15 protein-coding genes are annotated in these 16,222 nt (G+C 67.5%); 12 read left to right on the forward strand and 3 right to left on the reverse strand.

Annotated elements, in window-relative coordinates; genetic code table 11:
* Nucleotides 1-143 precede the first annotated feature (143 nt).
* Nucleotides 144-890, reverse strand: coding sequence for an SDR family oxidoreductase (locus tag TK49_RS15730; RefSeq protein ID WP_045787541.1), 747 nt, complete (start codon nt 888-890; stop codon nt 144-146).
* Between the two features lie 136 nt (nt 891-1,026).
* On the opposite strand from TK49_RS15730, the gene TK49_RS15735 reads away from it, so the two are divergent.
* The 5 genes from TK49_RS15735 to TK49_RS15755 all read left to right on the forward strand — a co-directional run bounded on the left by TK49_RS15735 (nt 1,027) and on the right by TK49_RS15755 (nt 7,321).
* Nucleotides 1,027-2,502 (forward strand): DNA-3-methyladenine glycosylase 2 family protein, encoded by a 1,476-nt coding sequence (locus TK49_RS15735; protein WP_045787542.1) that lies wholly within the window; start codon nt 1,027-1,029, stop codon nt 2,500-2,502.
* A 4-nt stretch (nt 2,503-2,506) separates the two neighbouring features.
* A complete protein-coding gene (locus TK49_RS15740) occupies nt 2,507-3,055 on the forward strand; it encodes a methylated-DNA--[protein]-cysteine S-methyltransferase (protein ID WP_045787543.1) in 549 nt (182 codons plus the stop codon).
* A gap of 62 nt (nt 3,056-3,117) precedes the next feature.
* Nucleotides 3,118-4,050, forward strand: a complete 933-nt coding sequence (locus TK49_RS15745; protein WP_045787544.1) for a DMT family transporter — start codon at nt 3,118-3,120, stop codon at nt 4,048-4,050.
* A gap of 240 nt (nt 4,051-4,290) precedes the next feature.
* Entirely contained in the window at nt 4,291-5,586 is a 1,296-nt protein-coding gene (locus TK49_RS15750; RefSeq protein ID WP_045785873.1) for an ISL3 family transposase, read from the forward strand.
* 424 nt (nt 5,587-6,010) lie between these two features.
* A complete protein-coding gene (locus TK49_RS15755; RefSeq protein ID WP_045787545.1) occupies nt 6,011-7,321 on the forward strand; it encodes a HipA N-terminal domain-containing protein in 1,311 nt (436 codons plus the stop codon).
* Between the two features lie 10 nt (nt 7,322-7,331).
* Here TK49_RS15755 and TK49_RS15760 read toward each other — a convergent pair whose 3' ends face one another.
* Entirely contained in the window at nt 7,332-7,601 is a 270-nt protein-coding gene (locus TK49_RS15760) for a hypothetical protein (protein ID WP_045787546.1), read from the reverse strand.
* Nucleotides 7,602-7,854: 253 nt separating this feature from the next.
* Here TK49_RS15760 and TK49_RS15765 point away from each other — a divergent pair, with 253 nt between their 5' ends.
* Nucleotides 7,855-9,234, forward strand: a complete 1,380-nt coding sequence (locus TK49_RS15765; RefSeq protein ID WP_045787547.1) for a M20 family metallopeptidase — start codon at nt 7,855-7,857, stop codon at nt 9,232-9,234.
* Between the two features lie 62 nt (nt 9,235-9,296).
* Nucleotides 9,297-10,103 carry a transporter substrate-binding domain-containing protein gene (locus TK49_RS15770; RefSeq protein WP_045787548.1) on the forward strand — a complete coding sequence of 269 codons (807 nt, stop codon included), beginning with the start codon at nt 9,297-9,299 and terminating at the stop codon, nt 10,101-10,103.
* Between the two features lie 172 nt (nt 10,104-10,275).
* Here TK49_RS15770 and TK49_RS15775 read toward each other — a convergent pair whose 3' ends face one another.
* Entirely contained in the window at nt 10,276-11,082 is an 807-nt protein-coding gene (locus TK49_RS15775; RefSeq protein WP_045787549.1) for a hypothetical protein, read from the reverse strand.
* Nucleotides 11,083-11,490: 408 nt separating this feature from the next.
* On the opposite strand from TK49_RS15775, the gene TK49_RS15780 reads away from it, so the two are divergent.
* The 5 genes from TK49_RS15780 to TK49_RS15800 all read left to right on the forward strand — a co-directional run bounded on the left by TK49_RS15780 (nt 11,491) and on the right by TK49_RS15800 (nt 16,175).
* Entirely contained in the window at nt 11,491-11,769 is a 279-nt protein-coding gene (locus TK49_RS15780; RefSeq protein WP_045787550.1) for a hypothetical protein, read from the forward strand.
* A gap of 244 nt (nt 11,770-12,013) precedes the next feature.
* The gene (locus TK49_RS15785; protein ID WP_045787551.1) at nt 12,014-13,222 is read left to right on the forward strand and encodes an HD-GYP domain-containing protein; all 1,209 of its coding nucleotides are present in this window, start codon (nt 12,014-12,016) and stop codon (nt 13,220-13,222) included.
* On the forward strand, nt 13,204-14,751 hold the full coding sequence (locus TK49_RS15790; protein ID WP_045787552.1) for an ABC transporter permease/substrate-binding protein: 1,548 nt from the start codon (nt 13,204-13,206) through the stop codon (nt 14,749-14,751). The genes TK49_RS15785 and TK49_RS15790 overlap by 19 nt, the downstream gene beginning before the upstream one ends.
* A gap of 65 nt (nt 14,752-14,816) precedes the next feature.
* On the forward strand, nt 14,817-15,584 hold the full coding sequence (locus TK49_RS15795; protein ID WP_045787553.1) for a sulfite exporter TauE/SafE family protein: 768 nt from the start codon (nt 14,817-14,819) through the stop codon (nt 15,582-15,584).
* 153 nt (nt 15,585-15,737) lie between these two features.
* Nucleotides 15,738-16,175, forward strand: coding sequence for a hypothetical protein (locus TK49_RS15800; RefSeq protein WP_045787554.1), 438 nt, complete (start codon nt 15,738-15,740; stop codon nt 16,173-16,175).
* Nucleotides 16,176-16,222: the final 47 nt, after the last annotated feature.

A 16,222-nucleotide genomic window follows, 5' to 3' on the forward strand; every position in this document is an offset into this window, starting at 1 on the left:
GAACGTTGTACAGATGCAGGGACGCCGCATTCGCCCATGCCGGGCGGCTGCAACGTCATGCTGCGATCGTAGAAACGCACACCGGGCGCCGCATCCACAAATTGGGGGATGACACCACCAAGTGCGCTGGGGGAAAAACCGGCTCAGCGACCGCCGCTGCAATCGAGCAGCGCGCCCGTCACGTACGACGCGGCATCGGAGAGCAGCCAGACGATCGTTTCCGCGACCTCCTCCGGCGTGCCGGGCCGGCCGATCGGCGTCGTGGCACCCAGGCGCCGCGCCCGATCGGGCTGGCCGCCGGAGGCGTGGATGTCGGTCTCGATCAGGCCGGGGCGCACGGCGTTGACGCGCACGCCGTCGCGGGCCAGCTCGCGCGCCAGGCCCAGCGTCATGGTGTCGACGGCGCCCTTGGATGCAGCGTAATCCACGTACTCGTGCGGCGAGCCCAGCCGCGACGCCGCCGACGACACGTTCACCACCGACCCGCCCACGCCGCCGCGCGAAGTCGACAGGCGCCGCGCCGCCTCGCGCGCCACCAGGAAGGCGCCCAGCACGTTCGTCTCGAACATCGTGCGCAGGCGATGCGTGGTCATGTCGGCCACGTCCTGCGCCTCGGCGACGATGCCGGCGTTGTTCACCACGCCGTGCAGCGCGCCAAACCGCCCGGCCGCCGCTTCGAACAGCGCGATCACGTCTTCGTCGCTCGACACGTCGCCCTGCACGGCCAGCGCCTGCGCGCCGGCCTGCTCGATGAGGCCCACCGTCTCTTCGGCCGCCGCCCGGTTGCCGCGGTATTGCAACGCGACCGACCAGCCGCGTTGTGCGCAAAGTACCGCCGTGGCGCGGCCGATGCCGCGGCTGCCGCCGGTAATGACGATGGTCTTCGACATGCCGATCTCCGATGTGTTGTTGTGCTGGCATTGTGCCGGCCCCCCGGCATTTCGGCACCCAGGGAGATGTCCGAATCCGGCGAACCCCCTCCCCGTGACAGGGCTAGACTAGGTGCCAGTTCACCCCATCACCGCCATGCACCTCGACCACAACGCCTGCTACCACGCCGTGCGATCGCGCGACCGGCGCTTCGACGGCTGGTTCTTCGTGGGTGTGACGTCGACCGGCGTATATTGCCGGCCCGTCTGCGCGGTGCGCACGCCGCAACAGAAGAACTGCCGCTTCTTCGCCACGGCCGCCGCCGCCGAGCGCGCGGGCTTTCGCCCGTGCCTGCGCTGCCGGCCGGAACTGGCGCCCGGGCACAGCCTGGCCGAGATGTCGTCGGACCTGGCGCGCGCGGCGGCCCGCATGATCGACGAAGGCTTTCTGCAGGAACACGACCTCGCCGCACTGGCCGCCGCGGTGGGCGTGACGGATCGACACCTGCGCCGCATCTTCCGCGCCGAGTTCGACGTGTCGCCCATCGACTATGCGCAGACGCAGCGCCTGCTGCTGGCCAAGCGGCTGCTGACGGACACCGCCCTGCCGGTCGGCGAAGTGGCCTTTGCGGCGGGCTTTGGCAGCGTGCGGCGGCTGAACAGTGGCTTTACCGAACAGTACGGATTTGCGCCGACCCGCTTGCGGGCCCGCGCGGCCGCTGCGCGCTCGGAAGACGGGCCGACGCTCATGCTCGGCTACCGGCCGCCGTTTGCGTGGCATGCGCTGCTGGCCTTCCTGGGCGCACGCGCCGTCGAGGGCGTCGAGCAGGTCGACGCCGACAGCTATGCCCGCACCATCACCGTGGACTACGCCGGCATGCGCCACACCGGCTGGCTGCATGCGCGCAATGTGCCGCAGCGTCACGCGGTGGCGCTCACGCTGTCGCCGAGCCTGCTGCACGCGATACCGCCCGTGCTGGCCCGCGTGCGGCGCCTGTTCGACCTCGACTGCCGGCCCGACCTGGTCGATGGGCATCTGGGTGCGCTCGCTGCCAGCACGCCAGGGCTGCGCGTGCCTGGTGCCGTGGACGGCTTCGAGATTGCCGTGCGCGCCATCGCCGGGCAGGTCGTTTCGTTGGCGCAAGCGCGCCGCATGCTCGGGCGGCTGACGGCCGCCTATGGCACACCGCTCGCGCAGCCCCGCGAAGGCGTGTCGACGGTGTTTCCGTCTGCGGCAACGCTGGCGCAAGTCGCGCCGCAGGCGCTGTCCACGCAGACCGGTCTGCAGGCGAGTCGCGCCGCTGCCGTGGTGCAGCTCGCGCGCGCCATCGACGCCGGCGACTTGCGCCTGGAGCCGCTGGTGCCGCTCGCCCCGACGCTGGCCGCACTGCAGGCGCTGCCCGGTGTCGGCGAATGGACGGCGCAATACGTTGCCATGCGGGCACTGGGCTGGCCCAACGCGTTTCCGCTGGGCGATTACGTGCTTCGCAAGCGCCTGGCCGATGCCCATGGCGCCTTGCCCACGCGCCGCGCCATGGTCGAACGCGCAGAACCGTGGGCGCCGTGGCGCGCCTATGCCGCCATGCACCTCTGGCACCGCGAGGACACCCTCGCCGAGACCGCTCCGGGTTGAATCCATGTACCGCCATACCTTCCGCTGTCCGGTCGGCGACCTGCTGCTGATTGCCACCGACACGCACCTGACCGGCGCGTTCTTCCCCGGCCAGAAGACGATTCCCGCGCACGCCGGTCGCATGCACGACGGCGCCGATGTGCCGATCGTGCGCGAGGCGCGGGCGCAGTTCGTGGCTTACTTCGCGGGCCGGCTGCGTGCGTTCGATCTGCCGATGGCGCCCGAGGGCACGCCGTTCCAGCAGGCGGTATGGCGGCAGCTGTGCGAAATCGCCTTCGGCGATCGCACGACCTACGGCCAGATCACGGCGCGTCTTGGCGTGCCGCGCGAACATGCGCGCGCGGTCGGTACCGCAGTGGGCCGCAACCCGATCTCGATCGCCATCCCGTGCCATCGCGTGGTGGGTGCCGACGGCGCGCTCACGGGCTATGCCGGCGGCCTGCCGCGCAAGGCGGCGCTGCTGCGGCTCGAAGGCCATCCGGCGCAGGTCGGCGAACGCCTGCCCGTGCCCGCCGATGCCCGCCAGGGCGCGCTGGCATTCGCGCCTGCATGAAAAGCGAATCGAGCGGACAATGCACACCGCCCTTCACACAACACAACCATAACGAGACCCTCATGCGCCGCTCCGATGTGCTGGAACTGCTCACGCTCGCCGCCCTGTGGGGCGGTTCCTTTCTGTTCATGCGTGTGGCGGCACCGCCGTTCGGGCCGGTTCCCCTGATCGCGCTGCGCGTGACCATTGCCTCGTGCTTCCTGCTGCCGGTGCTGACATGGCGCGGCGGGCTGGGGGCGCTGCGCGCGCACTGGCCGCACATGCTGGCCGTGGGCGTGCTCAACTCGGCCATTCCGTTCTCGCTGTTCGCCTATGCCGAACTCACGCTGACGGCGGGCTTCACCTCGGTGCTGAACGCCGCCGCGCCGCTGTTCGCGGCCATCGTCGCGTTTGCGTGGCTGGGCGAGCGGATGTCGTCGCTGCGGATGCTGGGGCTCGCCATCGGGTTCGTCGGCGTGATCGTGTTGGTGGGCGGCTCCTCGGTCATCGATGCCAAGGAGGGCGGCATGGCGGTGGCGGCGGCGCTGTCGGCCACGGTGCTCTACGGCGTGGCCAGCAGCTACACCAAGCGTTTCCTGACGGGCGTGCCCGCCCTTGCGGTGGCCACCGGGAGCCAACTGGGCGCCACCATCGTGCTGGCCCCGCTCGCCTACTGGCTATGGCCTGCGCAAACGCCCACCGGCAGCGTGTGGCTGCATGTGATCGGGCTGGGCATCGCCTGCACGGGCGTCGCGTACATCCTGTTCTTCCGCCTGGTTGCGCATGTGGGCCCGACGCGCGCCGTGTCGGTCACCTTCCTGATCCCGGTGTTCGGCGTGCTGTGGGGCATCCTGTTCCTCGGCGAGCAGTTGACGCTGAACATGGTGATCGGCTGCGCCGTCATCCTGCTGGGCACGTCGCTGTCCACGGGCGTGCTGTCCTTTGGCAAACAGGCGAAGCCGAACGGCACGGAATCGGCCGACGCCAAGGACCATCTGCTGCGCTCCGGCCGCTGAGCGCGGCCCGGCCGCCGCTGGCCGCGCCGGCGGCACCGGGCCCTATGCCGGAATACGCTGATTTGTCGGCAACGCCGGAGATTTCAAATCCAAGGCGCCTATTAAGGGTCCTTCGTCATTTCGTGTGGAACACAACACTCACAATGACTCCTGGTCGTCGAGCCCGGTGGGCATGTGTGCAGGCCGCTGGTCGGCCTGTGCACATGTCCACCGGGCGGGTTTGAGCAGGAGGATGAGTCCATGGGCATTGCCGTAGAAGCTCTGTTCACCAGCGCGCTGGGCTTGCAGCCGCCGTGGGTCGTCGATGACGTCAGGCTCGACACGGCCAAGCGGCGTATCGACTTCGAGATCGGCTGCCACACCAGCAGGCTCGCCTGCCCGGCATGCGGTGCGGCCACGCAACCGGTGCACGACCGGCTGCGCCGATCCTGGCGGCACCTGGACTTCTTCCAGTTCGAGGCCTGGCTGCACTGCGACGTGCCGCGCGTGGCCTGCGGTGCCTGCGGCAAGACCACGCAGGTGGCCGTGCCCTGGGCGCGTCCGGGCTCGGGCTTCACCGCGGCGTTCGAAGCGCTGGCGCTGACCTTGTGCCTGGACCTGCCGGTGCGCCAGGCCGCCGAGTTGCTGCGCTGCAAGGACAAGCGGCTGTGGCGGCGCATCGAGTTCTACGTCGAGCAGGCGCGTGCGCTGGAAGACTTCTCCGGCGTGCGCACGGTGGGCATCGACGAGACCAGCCTGCGGCGCGGGCAGCACTACATCACCGTCGTGCACGACCTGGATCGCAAGCGGCTGCTGTTCGCCACCGAGGGGCGCGAGCACCGCACGGTGGTGGAGTTCGCCGAGGATCTGAAGGCCCATGGCGGCGATCCCGCCCAGGTGCGGCACGTGTGCATGGACATGAGCGCGGCCTACGCCAAGGGCGTGGCGCTGGCGCTGCCCGAGGCGCAGATCAGCTACGACCGCTTTCACGTCGTCTCGATGGCCATCGATGCGATGGACCAGGTGCGCCGCGCGGAGATGGCCACCGACGCGCAGGCGGTGCGAGCCGCGCTGGGCGCTGGCGGCCGCAAGACGCTCAGGCAGCTGCTGTGGGGCATGCGGCGCAACCCCAGCACCTGGAGCGCCCGCCAGCTCCAGGCGATGCACTGGCTGCAGCGCTCGACGCTCAAGAGCGCGCGGGCGTGGCGGCTGAAGATGGCGCTGCGCGAGGTGTACGCACGGGCCACAGCGCACAACAGCATCGAACAGGCCGCATCCGACCTCAGGGCCTGGCTGAGCTGGGCGCGGCGCTGTCGGCTCGAGCCGTTCAAGAAGCTGGCCGCCACGCTCAAGGAGCGGTTCGACGCGGTGGTGCGCGGCATGGTCGATCACCGCAGCAACGCCTTCGTCGAGGCGATGAACGGGCTGCTGCAGCAGGCCAAGCGCGCCGCGCGCGGCTTCAGGACGAGCCAGAACTTCATCGCCATCGCCTACCTGCGCATGTCCAAGCTCAAGCACCTGCCGGCCAGCCCGTTCGCGCCGGCGATGCCCCAGTGACAGTGTTGCTTTCCACACGAAACGACATGGAGCCCTATTAAGACATCCAATCGCCCGATTGCAAACTGAATGGTGAATCGCATTGCAATAAATACCGCACGCACAGGCACATGCTGAAAAATCTGCAAACGGCCTCATTGGCTGCGGTGGCGCGTCGACTTAAGGCCTTTAAACGTAGAACCAAGCGCCAAAGACATCGCCGGCATCGCACGCGATATTAACGATCCGATAATCGCCGTTCAGTAATCCGCATCACCAAAACCGGATTTCGCAGCGATTAACCGGATTTTCTGCGTTATGCTCGGCCACGGTCGATAAGGGGCGCGCAAGGGAATGGTGCCAGGCATTGCATTCCCGCTTGCCGGCGGATTGTCCGCTGCACGGGCCGACCACGCACGCTCCATCAAACACGTTGGATACGCGCATGCTGGACGTCTACCTGAACAAGCACCTGATCGGTCAACTGTCGTGCGGCCGCAGCGGTTGGGCGTTCGAATACGATGCTCGCTGGCAGGCTTCTGCGCAGGGCTTCGACATGAGCCCGCACCTGCGCCGCAGCGCCGGCACGATCGCCGATACGGCAAAAGCGCAGCCGGTGCGCCACTTCTTTGAATACCTGCTGCCTGCACCCGCACGCGAAGCGCCCAAGGCCGCGGCTGCGGCGCTCGATCATTTTGCGCAGGCAGCACCGCATCTCGACGGCCCGTTGACGGTCGTGCCCGTCGGAGCCAAGCCTTCTCATGGCCACGCCGATGGGCTTTCGGAGCGCGACGTGGTCTTGCAGTTCCGGCAGACCATCGGCCGGCCGCAGCGCGCCACCTCCCTGCGCGTGGCGGAAACGCGTGCGCGCTACGGCAGCGACGTCGAGCGCGAGGCCGAAGCGATCCGCCTGCCGTTCCTCGCCTCGAACGGACTGCCGGTCTCGATGTGGCTCGGCCGGTTTTCGGCACCGGCCAATGCTGCGCAGTCGAGCCACTTCGTCCGGCTCGATCTTGGCGAAGGCGCCCCCTTGCCCTATGCGACCATCAATCACTGCTGGGCCACGCTGCTCGGGCGCAGCATCGGGCTGGAAACGCCGTTCATCGGCCTGCGACAGTTTCCGGAAACCGCCGCCGTGGTGCAGCGGCTCGATCGCACCCTGCGCTGCAAGAGCGACGATACGGCGCTCGTCCAGGCGCGCTATGTGGTGTCGGCGGTGCAGCTGCTGGGCCTTTCGCCGGAGCATCGGTTCTTGCCGATCACGGTGGAGCAGGTGTCTCAATGCGCGCGCCTGTGCGCCGACCCGGTAGCGGCCACGGCATCGCTGTTCCGCTGGATGGTGTTCTGCCTGCTGATCGGCGGACGCAACGCTTCGGCCGGCACGCTGCATTTCCATATCGGCGCCGACGGCATCCGGCTGGCCGCGCACGATCACCTCTTTTGTGCCGCCGTCTATGCGAACGAGTGGGATGCCCAGACGCTGTCACCCACGGCACAAGCCCGTTACGACGCCATCGATCAGGACGCCCTGCTAGCGCTGGCCGACCACCTCGGCTACGACGCCAGCCAGGCACGCCGCGAACTGTTGCGCCTGATCAGCATGCTGGCACCGCAGTCGTCGTTCGTGGCGACGCATCTGTCGCAGGCGCTGGGCCATTCGCCGACACGGGCCGCGGAGGTCGACTTCCTCGCGCGCATCCATCGCCACGTTTCGGAAACGGCCCGGCGGCTGGGCGGGAAGGCCGCCGAAGTCTGAAGCGCCCACGCTAGAGCGCCGCGAGACTCACCGAGCCATAGTGCGGATACCCGTGCGCGGCCAGGGTATCCATGGCCTCGGCTTCGGCCCGTGCAAAGGCCAGGGCCAGGGCATCCGGCCCGCGGCTGCCGCTGGCAAACGCCTGATACGCCGCGAATGCCTCGCGCGGCGACACACCGGTGTGCTGCAGCACGCGCTGGGCGGCCTCCAGCGCCGCGCCAATCGCTGAATCGGCTGGCGGGGCATCGCTAAACGAGAGCTGCAGGCACATCGGCGTCATTCCGTTTGCGATTTCCAGTAGACCGCACACCCGAGCCAGTCTAGGCAAGCCCGCGGCCGGTGCCAACCTGCGCCGCTTCAGAATCCGCATCGATGACGGCGGAGCTGAATCCGATTGACGTCCGTGTTGGGCGACAAACGCCCTGGTCTATCCGGGCTGCCCCGGGGTGCGCACGGCTGCACGCAATTGCATAATCAGGACGTTTGACGAAGCAACGATATTGCATCAAACCCGTGCCACGCAAGGAGACCCCATGACCCTTCGCTCGACCCGCTTCAAGCGCACCGCGCTCGCCTGGCTGATTGCCGGGGTTGCGCTTCCCGCCTTCGCTCAAACCCCGTCCGCCGCGCCAGCCGCGGGCGGCATCGACGTCGCGCAGATCAAGCCGGCCGTCGACGCAGCGGTCAATGCCGAATACGGCCAGCTCGATGCGCTCTACAAGGACATCCACGCGCATCCGGAACTGGCCTTCCAGGAAACGCGCACCGCCGCCAAGCTGGCCGAGCAGATGCGCAAGATCGGCTTTGACGTGACGGAGCACGTCGGCAGGACGGGCGTGGTGGCGGTGTACCGCAACGGGACCGGCCCGACGATCCTGGTGCGTACCGAACTCGACGCGCTGCCGATGGAAGAGAAGACCGGCCTGCCCTATGCCAGCCACGTGCGGACGAAATGGAAGGGGGAGGACGTGGGCGTCGCACATAGCTGCGGGCACGATCTGCACATGGCATCGTGGGTCGGTACGGCCAAGACGCTGGTGTCGCTGAAGGACCGCTGGCACGGCACGCTGGTGTTCGTGGCCCAGCCGGCGGAAGAAACCGTATCGGGCGCGCAGAGCATGATCGACGACGGCTTCTTCAAGCGCTTCCCGAAACCTGACTATGCGTTTGCGCTGCATACGGGCCCGGGGCCGTATGGTTCGATCGTGTTCAACAGCGGCCCCGTCACGTCCAACTCCGACGGGCTGGAGATCACCTTCAAGGGCCGCGGCGGCCACGGCTCCGCGCCCGACAAGACGATCGACCCGGTGATGATGGCCGCGCGCTTCGTGGTCGACCTGCAAAGCGTGATCAGCCGCGAGAAGGATCCGCAGGAATTCGGTGTGGTCAGCATCGGCGCCATCCAGGGCGGCAGCGCCGAGAACATCATCCCCGACAGCGTGCTGCTGCGTGGCACGATCCGTTCGTACAAGCCGGCCGTGCGTCAGAAGATGCTCGACGGCATCCGCCGCACCGCCAAGGCCGTCACGGAGATGTCCGGCGCGCCCGAAGCCGACATCAAGATCACTGAGGGCGGCAAGGCCGTCAACAACGACCCGGCCGTGGTCGCGCGCACCGAGGCGATGTTCAAGACCGCCTTCGGCAACGACCGCGTGCTGCGCGTGCCGCCCATCACGGCCAGCGAAGATTTCTCGGCGTTTGTTGACGCGGGCATCCCGTCGATGTTCTTCTTCATCGGCGTAAATGATCCGCAGACGTTCCTTGCGTCGCTCAAGCCGGGCGCCAAGCCGCTGCCGACCAATCATTCGCCGCTGTTTGCGCCGGTGCCGGAGCCGTCCATCAAGACGGGCGTGACGGCGATGTCGCTGGCCGTGCTCAACGCGCTGCAGTGGAACAAGACGTCCGGCCAGTAAGCCGGCATTGAGGGGGCGCGGCGCCGCGGCGTCGCGCTTTTTTGTTGCACAGGAGGAGTCTCATGTTGAACCGCTTCATCCGCACGGGTGCCCTGCTGTTCTGCGCCGCCCTGGCCGCACCTGCCGTGGCCCACACCCAGACCAATCGCCTCGACGAGATCATCGCGCGCGGCACGCTGCGCGTCGGCACCACTGGCGACTACAAGCCCTTCAGCTACAAGAACCCTGCAGACGGCCGCTTCATCGGCCTGGACGTGGAGATGGGCGAAAGCCTGGCCAAGGCGCTGGGCGTGAAGCTGGAAGTCGTGCCGACCACGTGGTCCACGCTGATGCAGGACTTTGCGGCGGACCGTTATGACATCGCCATGAGCGGGGTGTCTGTCACGCTCGATCGGCAGAAGAAGGCGTTCTATTCGATTCCGTATCAGCGCGATGGCAAGACGCCGATCACCCGCTGCGAGAACCAGGCGAAGTTCCAGACGCTGGCGCAGATCGACCAGCCGAACGTGCGCGCCATCGTCAACCCGGGCGGCACCAACGAGAAGTTTGCACGCGCGAACCTGAAGCAGGCGCAGATCCGGGTGTATCCGGACAACGTGACGATCTTCAACGAGATCGTGGCAGGCCGCGCCGACCTGATGATGACCGACGCGGTCGAAACCAAGCTGCAGCAGAAGCTGCATCCGGAACTGTGCGCGGTGCACCCGGAGGCGCCGTTCGATTTCTCGGAGAAGGCCTACCTGCTGCCGCGCGACGTCGTGTTCAAGAACTTCGTCGACCAGTGGCTGCGCCAGACGATCGAGAGCGGCGAATTTGCCAAGCGCTTCGATGCGTGGCTCGCGTATCCGTGGACCGCGGCCGCCAGGTAAGCGCGGCTAAGACAGGGCGGTGCGCGGCAGCCGCGCCTTCGCGGCAAGGGCCCGCATGCAAAAGCGCCGCGGCCCTGGCCGGCAACCGGGCCACGAGAGCGAAAAATCGCGAGGACGTGCGCATCCGCACGCGGCGTGGCACGCAGCACGGGCTCGCCACGCGTCCACGCTGTCAGTGCAGGCGCGTCCGATCGCCGTGCTGCAACGCGAGCGCGTCGCGCAGCAGCGCATCGGTCATGTCGCGGCCCAGCAGCGCCGGGTCGAAGCGCGCCGAGAACCGCGTGGAGCACGATTCCACCTGCAGCACCACCTGGCCGGGCGGCAGCAGTTCGATGTCGACGTGGATATCCTCGTCGCCTTCGGTAAAGGAATGCAGCAGCGTGAGCGCACGATAGCCGTCAGCGCGTTCCACGGCGGCTTCCGTCCACGCCGGCGCCAGTAGCGCACAGTTGACCAGCGCTTCCGGTTCGTCCGGCCGATACAGGTGCAGCCCCATCATGGTCGAAGCGGCGCCGGCCACATTCGCCCACTCGGCTGCCGGAATCAGATCGCCCAGCAGGCGGACATCGTCCACGGCGGCATCGCTCTGTACAAACGCTGCGCCGAGGAAGAACGCGGTTTCATCGCGAAAGCCGCCTGCCACGGTGTTGCGCCACAGGCGATGACTGGACCTGGCGCCCAGCGCCACCTGCGACAGCACCTTGGCCGCGCGTGCGCCGTCCGCGCCGGACCACTGCTCCACCGCGCCGTGCGAGAACAGGCGGTCCGCCATGACGAGGCCCACCCCCTGCGGCAACGCGCGCGCTTCCAGCCACTTGCCCAGCACATGCACACCGCTGAACGGCATGTCCGGGCGCCCGATCGCGTGCGCGCGCACGCGGCCGTTCTCCGGCACGTGAAACGGCAGCGCAAACAGTCTCGCCTGGTAGGCGACGCCGTCGATTTCGAAACGGGCAATGGAACCAGAGGTAATGGACATGGGACCTTCCTGACTGCAGTGGGCGCGAAACGTCGCCCGTACCTGCATCAACGACCATCCGCCCGGAAGGTTTAGCGGCAAACCGCCCCACCGTGGGGAGGGGAATCCCCATGTGTGAAATGCAATGCAACAAAGCGGGGCGTGTGCGCCGGGAATTTTCGTACTGCTGCGTAGTCAGACTTCCGCATTAAGGGTTATCCCGCATCGCATATTTGTGTGTCAAATCAATGACTTAGACGCAGATGCAGGTGCCTGGAGCAGCACAATTGTTCTTGTTTTTTGAACAAAGAGTTTAAGAGAACTGCTTTTTTCCCGTTCGAGCAACGACTAAGCTTATGCCATCGCGTTACCGCACTGCAGCAAACCTGCTCGTGCGCAAGCGCTTCCCCCCAGACTGTGGAGCTCATCATGAAGACCAAGAACCTGATCCTCGCCTCGCTGATCGCTGTTGCCGCCGTTCCCGCCTTTGCTGCCGGCGTGCAAAGCCAAGACCCGTACACCAACGGCCAGGCCGTCACCAAGGCCGACCCGTACACCGACGGCGCCCGCGTGAGCAAGGCTGATCCGTACACGGACGGCGCTCTGCGCAAGGCCGACCCCTACACCGACAGCCAACTGCGCAAGGCCGATCCGTACACCGATGGCGCCCTGGTCGGCAAGGCTGACCCGTTCACCGACGGCCAATAAGCGGTTCGTCCTGACGTCTCTCCCTCCCCGATGCCGCGCGCCCGAGTGGGCGCCGGTACCGGCTTACCGAAGCGGCCTTCTGGCCGCTTTTTTTTGAGGCCTCCGCCCGCGGGCTTCTATATGGCAAGTCCGGATTTCCCCCCTCTCAAGCCCGGTGACGCACGTCCGATAACAGTGGTGTATTCCATTGGCAGGCGGCGTTCCTTTGCGCGAACCGCCCTGTCTCGACGCTCGACACCACTCTATGCGCAAGCGCATTGCCATCGAAGACCTGCGGGTTGGCATGTACCTCGACGAATTCGTCGGCTCGTGGCTCGACCACCCGTTCTGGCGAGCGCGCTTTCGCGTGGAAGACGCCGCCCAGCTGCAACGCCTGCGCACCAGCGGCGTGCGGGAGGTCTGGATCGACACCGCCCGCGGCACCGATGTGGCAGCCGCACGTGCCGTGCCCACGGCAATGGCGCCGCCCACCCCGCCGGCAACACTGGCAGGCGCCACCATCGCACCCCGCGCGCTCACGCGCGCAGAGGAAATGCGCCACGCTGCCCGCCTCATCAGCAAGGCTGAAGCGGCCGTGCAGGCGATGTTTGCCGACGCGCGCATGGGCCGCACAGTCGAAGCGCGCGACGCATTGCCGCTGGTGGAAGCGATTTCAAGCTCGGTCGACCGCCACCCCGGCGCCCTCACGAGCCTGGTGCGCCTGAAAACCAAGGACCGCTATACCTTCTTGCACTCCGTGGCGGTTTGCGCGCTCATGGTGGCGCTCGGCCGGCAGCTCGGGCTGTCCGATGACGAGGTACGCGACGCTGGGCTGGCGGGCTTGCTGCATGACATCGGCAAGATTGCCATTCCGCCCGAGGTGCTGAACAAGCCGGGGGCGCTCACGGCAGAAGAATTCCGCAGCGTGACCACGCACCCGCAAGCCGGCTACGACATCCTCGTCGGCGACAGCAACATGTGCGAAGTTGCCCTCGACGTCTGCCTGCACCATCACGAACGCATGGACGGGACGGGCTACCCGCACAAGCTGGCCGGGGACGGCATCTCGCTGTTCGCGCGCATGGGAGCGATCTGCGATGTGTATGACGCGATCACGTCGGACCGCCCGTACAAGAAAGCCTGGGGGGCCGCCTACGCGGTGCAGCGCATGGTCGAATGGCGCGGCAACCATTTCGACCCGGTGGTCTTCAACGCCTTCGTGAAAAGCGTGGGCATCTACCCGGTGGGCTCGCTGGTGCGGCTGCGCTCGGGGCGGCTGGCGGTGGTCATGCAGCATGCGCCCGGCGCGTTGCTCACGCCCACGGTCAAGGTATTCTTCTCCATATCGTCGGGTACGCGGATTGCGCCCGAGGTGATCGACCTGGCGCAGACGGGCGACCAGATTGTCTCAAGAGAAGAACCCCGGGACTGGGGCCTGACCGACCTCGACGCACTTTGGATGCACGGCGACTGATCCGTAGTTTGCGCTTCCGGCGCTGCCTCATGTGGATGGCGTGGCTGGCGCTGAGCACATCTGCATTGGCGCAGGAGCCGCTGCGCATCGGTTCCAAACGCTTTACCGAGTCGTACGTGCTGGGGGAAATCCTCTCGCAGACGGCCGCCCCGCATGGCCCTGCCCAACACGTGCCGGGCCTCGGCAACACCGCCATCGTCTTCGCCGCGCTCAAGAACGGCAGCATCGACGTCTACCCCGATTACCTCGGCACCATCGCCGCTGAAGTCCTGCATCTGCCGGCTGCGCAAGCCGCCAATCCGGATCAGGCTGCGCTGCTGGCCGACGTCAATCGTGCGCTTGCACCGTTGGGGCTCGCCGCCGGCGTGCCGCTGGGCTTTGAAGACACCTACGCGCTGGCCATGCGCGAGGCCGACGCCGAACGCGCACACATCCGCACGTTGGCCGATCTGGCCACGCACCCGGCGCTGCGCCTCGGCTTGTCGCATGAATTCCTCGGCCGCGCGGACGGCTGGCCGGCGATCGCCGCACATTACAAGCTGCCGCAGCGTCCGACCGGCCTCGATCACGGCGTCGCTTACGACGCGCTGCGCGCCAGCCAGGTCGACGTGATCGACATCTACTCGACCGACGCCAGGATCCGCGGCGAACAGTTGCGCGTGCTCGACGATCCCGCGCACATTTTCCCGCGCTACGACGCCGTGCTGCTCTATCGCGCCGACGTTGCGCGACGGCACGCTGCGCAATGGCAGGCGATTGGCGCGCTGGCCCGCCGCATCCAGCGCGACGACATGATTGCCATGAACGCGGCGGTAGAGCTCGAGGGCAAGTCGTTCTCGCAAGTCGCGCGGCAGTTTCTGGCCGGCCATGGCGATGTACCTGCGGCCACACCCACACGAGGGTTCTTCACGCAGCTGACCGATGACCTGTGGCGCCTCACCCAGCGCCACCTGGCGCTGGTGGGCATTTCCACGGGCGTGGCCGTCCTGCTTGGCGTGCCGCTCGGGCTCATGGCGGCGCGGCGGCCGATCAAGCAGCCGATCCTGGCCATGGTGGGCGTGCTGCAGACAATTCCGTCGCTGGCGCTGCTGGCGATGCTGATCCCGGTCGTCGGGTCGATCGGCGTGGTGCCGGCGCTGATTACGTTGGCCGTGTACGCGCTGCTGCCGATCGTGCGCAACACCATCGTCGGACTGGAGCAGGTGCCCGCAGGCCTGCGCGATGCCGCCCTGGCGCTGGGCTTCACGCCATCCCAGCGCACGCGCGTGGTCGATCTGCCGCTGGCGCTGCCCGTCATCCTGGCGGGCGTCAAGACAGCGGCCGTCATCAGCGTGGGCACGGCGACCATCGCTGCGTTCATCGGCGCTGGCGGCTACGGCGAGCGCATCGCCACCGGGCTCGCCCTGAACGACAGCGCAACGCTGCTGGCAGGCGCCATCCCCGCCGCAGTGCTGGCACTGGCGGTGCAAGGCGCGTTCGAACTCGCCGAATGGTGGTTGCGGCGGCACGGCGACACCCCACTCCGGTAACAAGCGCGGGCGCGGGCGTTCCATTACCATGCGGCCTGACCTCAGCCGCGCCGGACCTCTCGCCCATGACCACGCTTTCGTTTTCCACCGCCCTGCTCGTCGCGGCGGCCGGCGTCTATGCCGGCGCGCAGAATGCGCTGGCCGGCGGTGGGTCGTTCATCACGTTTCCCGCGCTGCTGCTGGCGGGGCTCAACCCGCTGGCGGCCAACATGACGTCGACGATTGCGCTGTTCCCGAGCCAGATCACCTCATCGATTGCCGGACGCAAGCTGGCCGGCGGCGTCGATGCCGGCGCGCATCATCTCTCGCTCAAGCAACTCATCGTCATCAGCCTGATCGGCGGCGTGCTCGGCGCGCTGTTGCTGCTGGCGACACCGCCGTCGTTCTTCGCCAAGCTGGTGCCCTACCTGGTGCTGTTTGCGACGACCGTGTTTGCGTGGGGCAGCTTCCGCCGCAAGCCGTTGCACGCGACGGCGGGCATGTCGACCACGACGCTGGCGGCCATCCAGTTTGCGATTGCGATCTACGGCGGCTACTTCGGCGGCGGCATCGGCTTTCTCATGCTGGCGGCGCTCACCGTGGCGGGCCAGCAAGTGCGCACGGCGGGCGCTACCAAGAACGTGCTTGCCATGACGATGAATGCATCCGCGGTGGCGGTGTTTGCGTTCTCGCCGCGGGTCGACTGGGCGGCGGTGTTGGCGCTCGCCATTGGCGGCATCGCGGGCGGTTTTGCCGGGGCGTGGCTGCTGCACCGGCTGCCCGAAAAGGTGCTGCGCGGCTTTGTGGTTGTCGTGGGGGCGGTCCTGACGGTCTGGCTGTTCGTACGGGCCTGAGCCGCCGATCGGCGTTGTCTGACACCGGGTTCAGCCAAAGCCCTACTGCCCACCGGTTTGCCGCTTTTCTATTGTGACGTTCGGGGCCCCCGTGAATGGCACGCTGCGTGCGTGTCGTTGAGTCCGCCCCGTTTCACAACAAGGAGAACGAGCATGCAAGCACGCAAGATGTCGAGCCTGGCCGCGGCCATCGTGGTGGCCACCTGCGCGTGGATCGGCGCGGCGCCCGCGCAGGCCCAGCAGAAAGATCACAGCGCTGTCACCGGCGTCGACAGCCCGATGGAAGGCCCGCGCACGCAGATGCAGCGCAACGCCGACGCCGCCGAGAACCCCGGCTATCACAACAAGGCCATGTCCGGCGCGCAGCCCCAAGCCACGCCCGGCACCCTGAGGCAGAAGGTCCACCGTGCGCATGTGAAGACCGACAAGTGGGTCGACAAGCACGTCACGCACCGCCACGGCAAGGCGACGGCCGAATCGTCGTCGGACCGCGCGTTCTGGTCGCGCCGTGCCAACCAGTGCGATTCGCTCGTCGGCGAAGCGCAGCGCGTCTGCCGTGAGCGGCAGCCGGAAGCGGTCAACGGCCGATAACGCCCGCGCGCGGCTATAAGAAAAAGCCACCGGCTATCGGTGGCTTT

The sequence above is a fragment of the Ralstonia mannitolilytica genome (genome assembly GCF_000954135.1).
Lineage (GTDB): Bacteria > Pseudomonadota > Gammaproteobacteria > Burkholderiales > Burkholderiaceae > Ralstonia > Ralstonia mannitolilytica.

Bases quoted from the DNA above. Each gene is read 5' to 3' on its own strand.
- TK49_RS15730 (WP_045787541.1), bottom strand. From the start codon at position 890: ATGTCGAAGACCATCGTCATTACCGGCGGCAGCCGCGGCATCGGCCGC.
- TK49_RS15735 (WP_045787542.1), top strand. From the start codon at position 1,027: ATGCACCTCGACCACAACGCCTGCTACCACGCCGTGCGATCGCGCGAC.
- TK49_RS15740 (WP_045787543.1), top strand. From the start codon at position 2,507: ATGTACCGCCATACCTTCCGCTGTCCGGTCGGCGACCTGCTGCTGATT.
- TK49_RS15745 (WP_045787544.1), top strand. From the start codon at position 3,118: ATGCGCCGCTCCGATGTGCTGGAACTGCTCACGCTCGCCGCCCTGTGG.
- TK49_RS15750 (WP_045785873.1), top strand. From the start codon at position 4,291: ATGGGCATTGCCGTAGAAGCTCTGTTCACCAGCGCGCTGGGCTTGCAG.
- TK49_RS15755 (WP_045787545.1), top strand. From the start codon at position 6,011: ATGCTGGACGTCTACCTGAACAAGCACCTGATCGGTCAACTGTCGTGC.
- TK49_RS15760 (WP_045787546.1), bottom strand. From the start codon at position 7,601: ATGACGCCGATGTGCCTGCAGCTCTCGTTTAGCGATGCCCCGCCAGCC.
- TK49_RS15765 (WP_045787547.1), top strand. From the start codon at position 7,855: ATGACCCTTCGCTCGACCCGCTTCAAGCGCACCGCGCTCGCCTGGCTG.
- TK49_RS15770 (WP_045787548.1), top strand. From the start codon at position 9,297: ATGTTGAACCGCTTCATCCGCACGGGTGCCCTGCTGTTCTGCGCCGCC.
- TK49_RS15775 (WP_045787549.1), bottom strand. From the start codon at position 11,082: ATGTCCATTACCTCTGGTTCCATTGCCCGTTTCGAAATCGACGGCGTC.
- TK49_RS15780 (WP_045787550.1), top strand. From the start codon at position 11,491: ATGAAGACCAAGAACCTGATCCTCGCCTCGCTGATCGCTGTTGCCGCC.
- TK49_RS15785 (WP_045787551.1), top strand. From the start codon at position 12,014: ATGCGCAAGCGCATTGCCATCGAAGACCTGCGGGTTGGCATGTACCTC.
- TK49_RS15795 (WP_045787553.1), top strand. From the start codon at position 14,817: ATGACCACGCTTTCGTTTTCCACCGCCCTGCTCGTCGCGGCGGCCGGC.
- TK49_RS15800 (WP_045787554.1), top strand. From the start codon at position 15,738: ATGCAAGCACGCAAGATGTCGAGCCTGGCCGCGGCCATCGTGGTGGCC.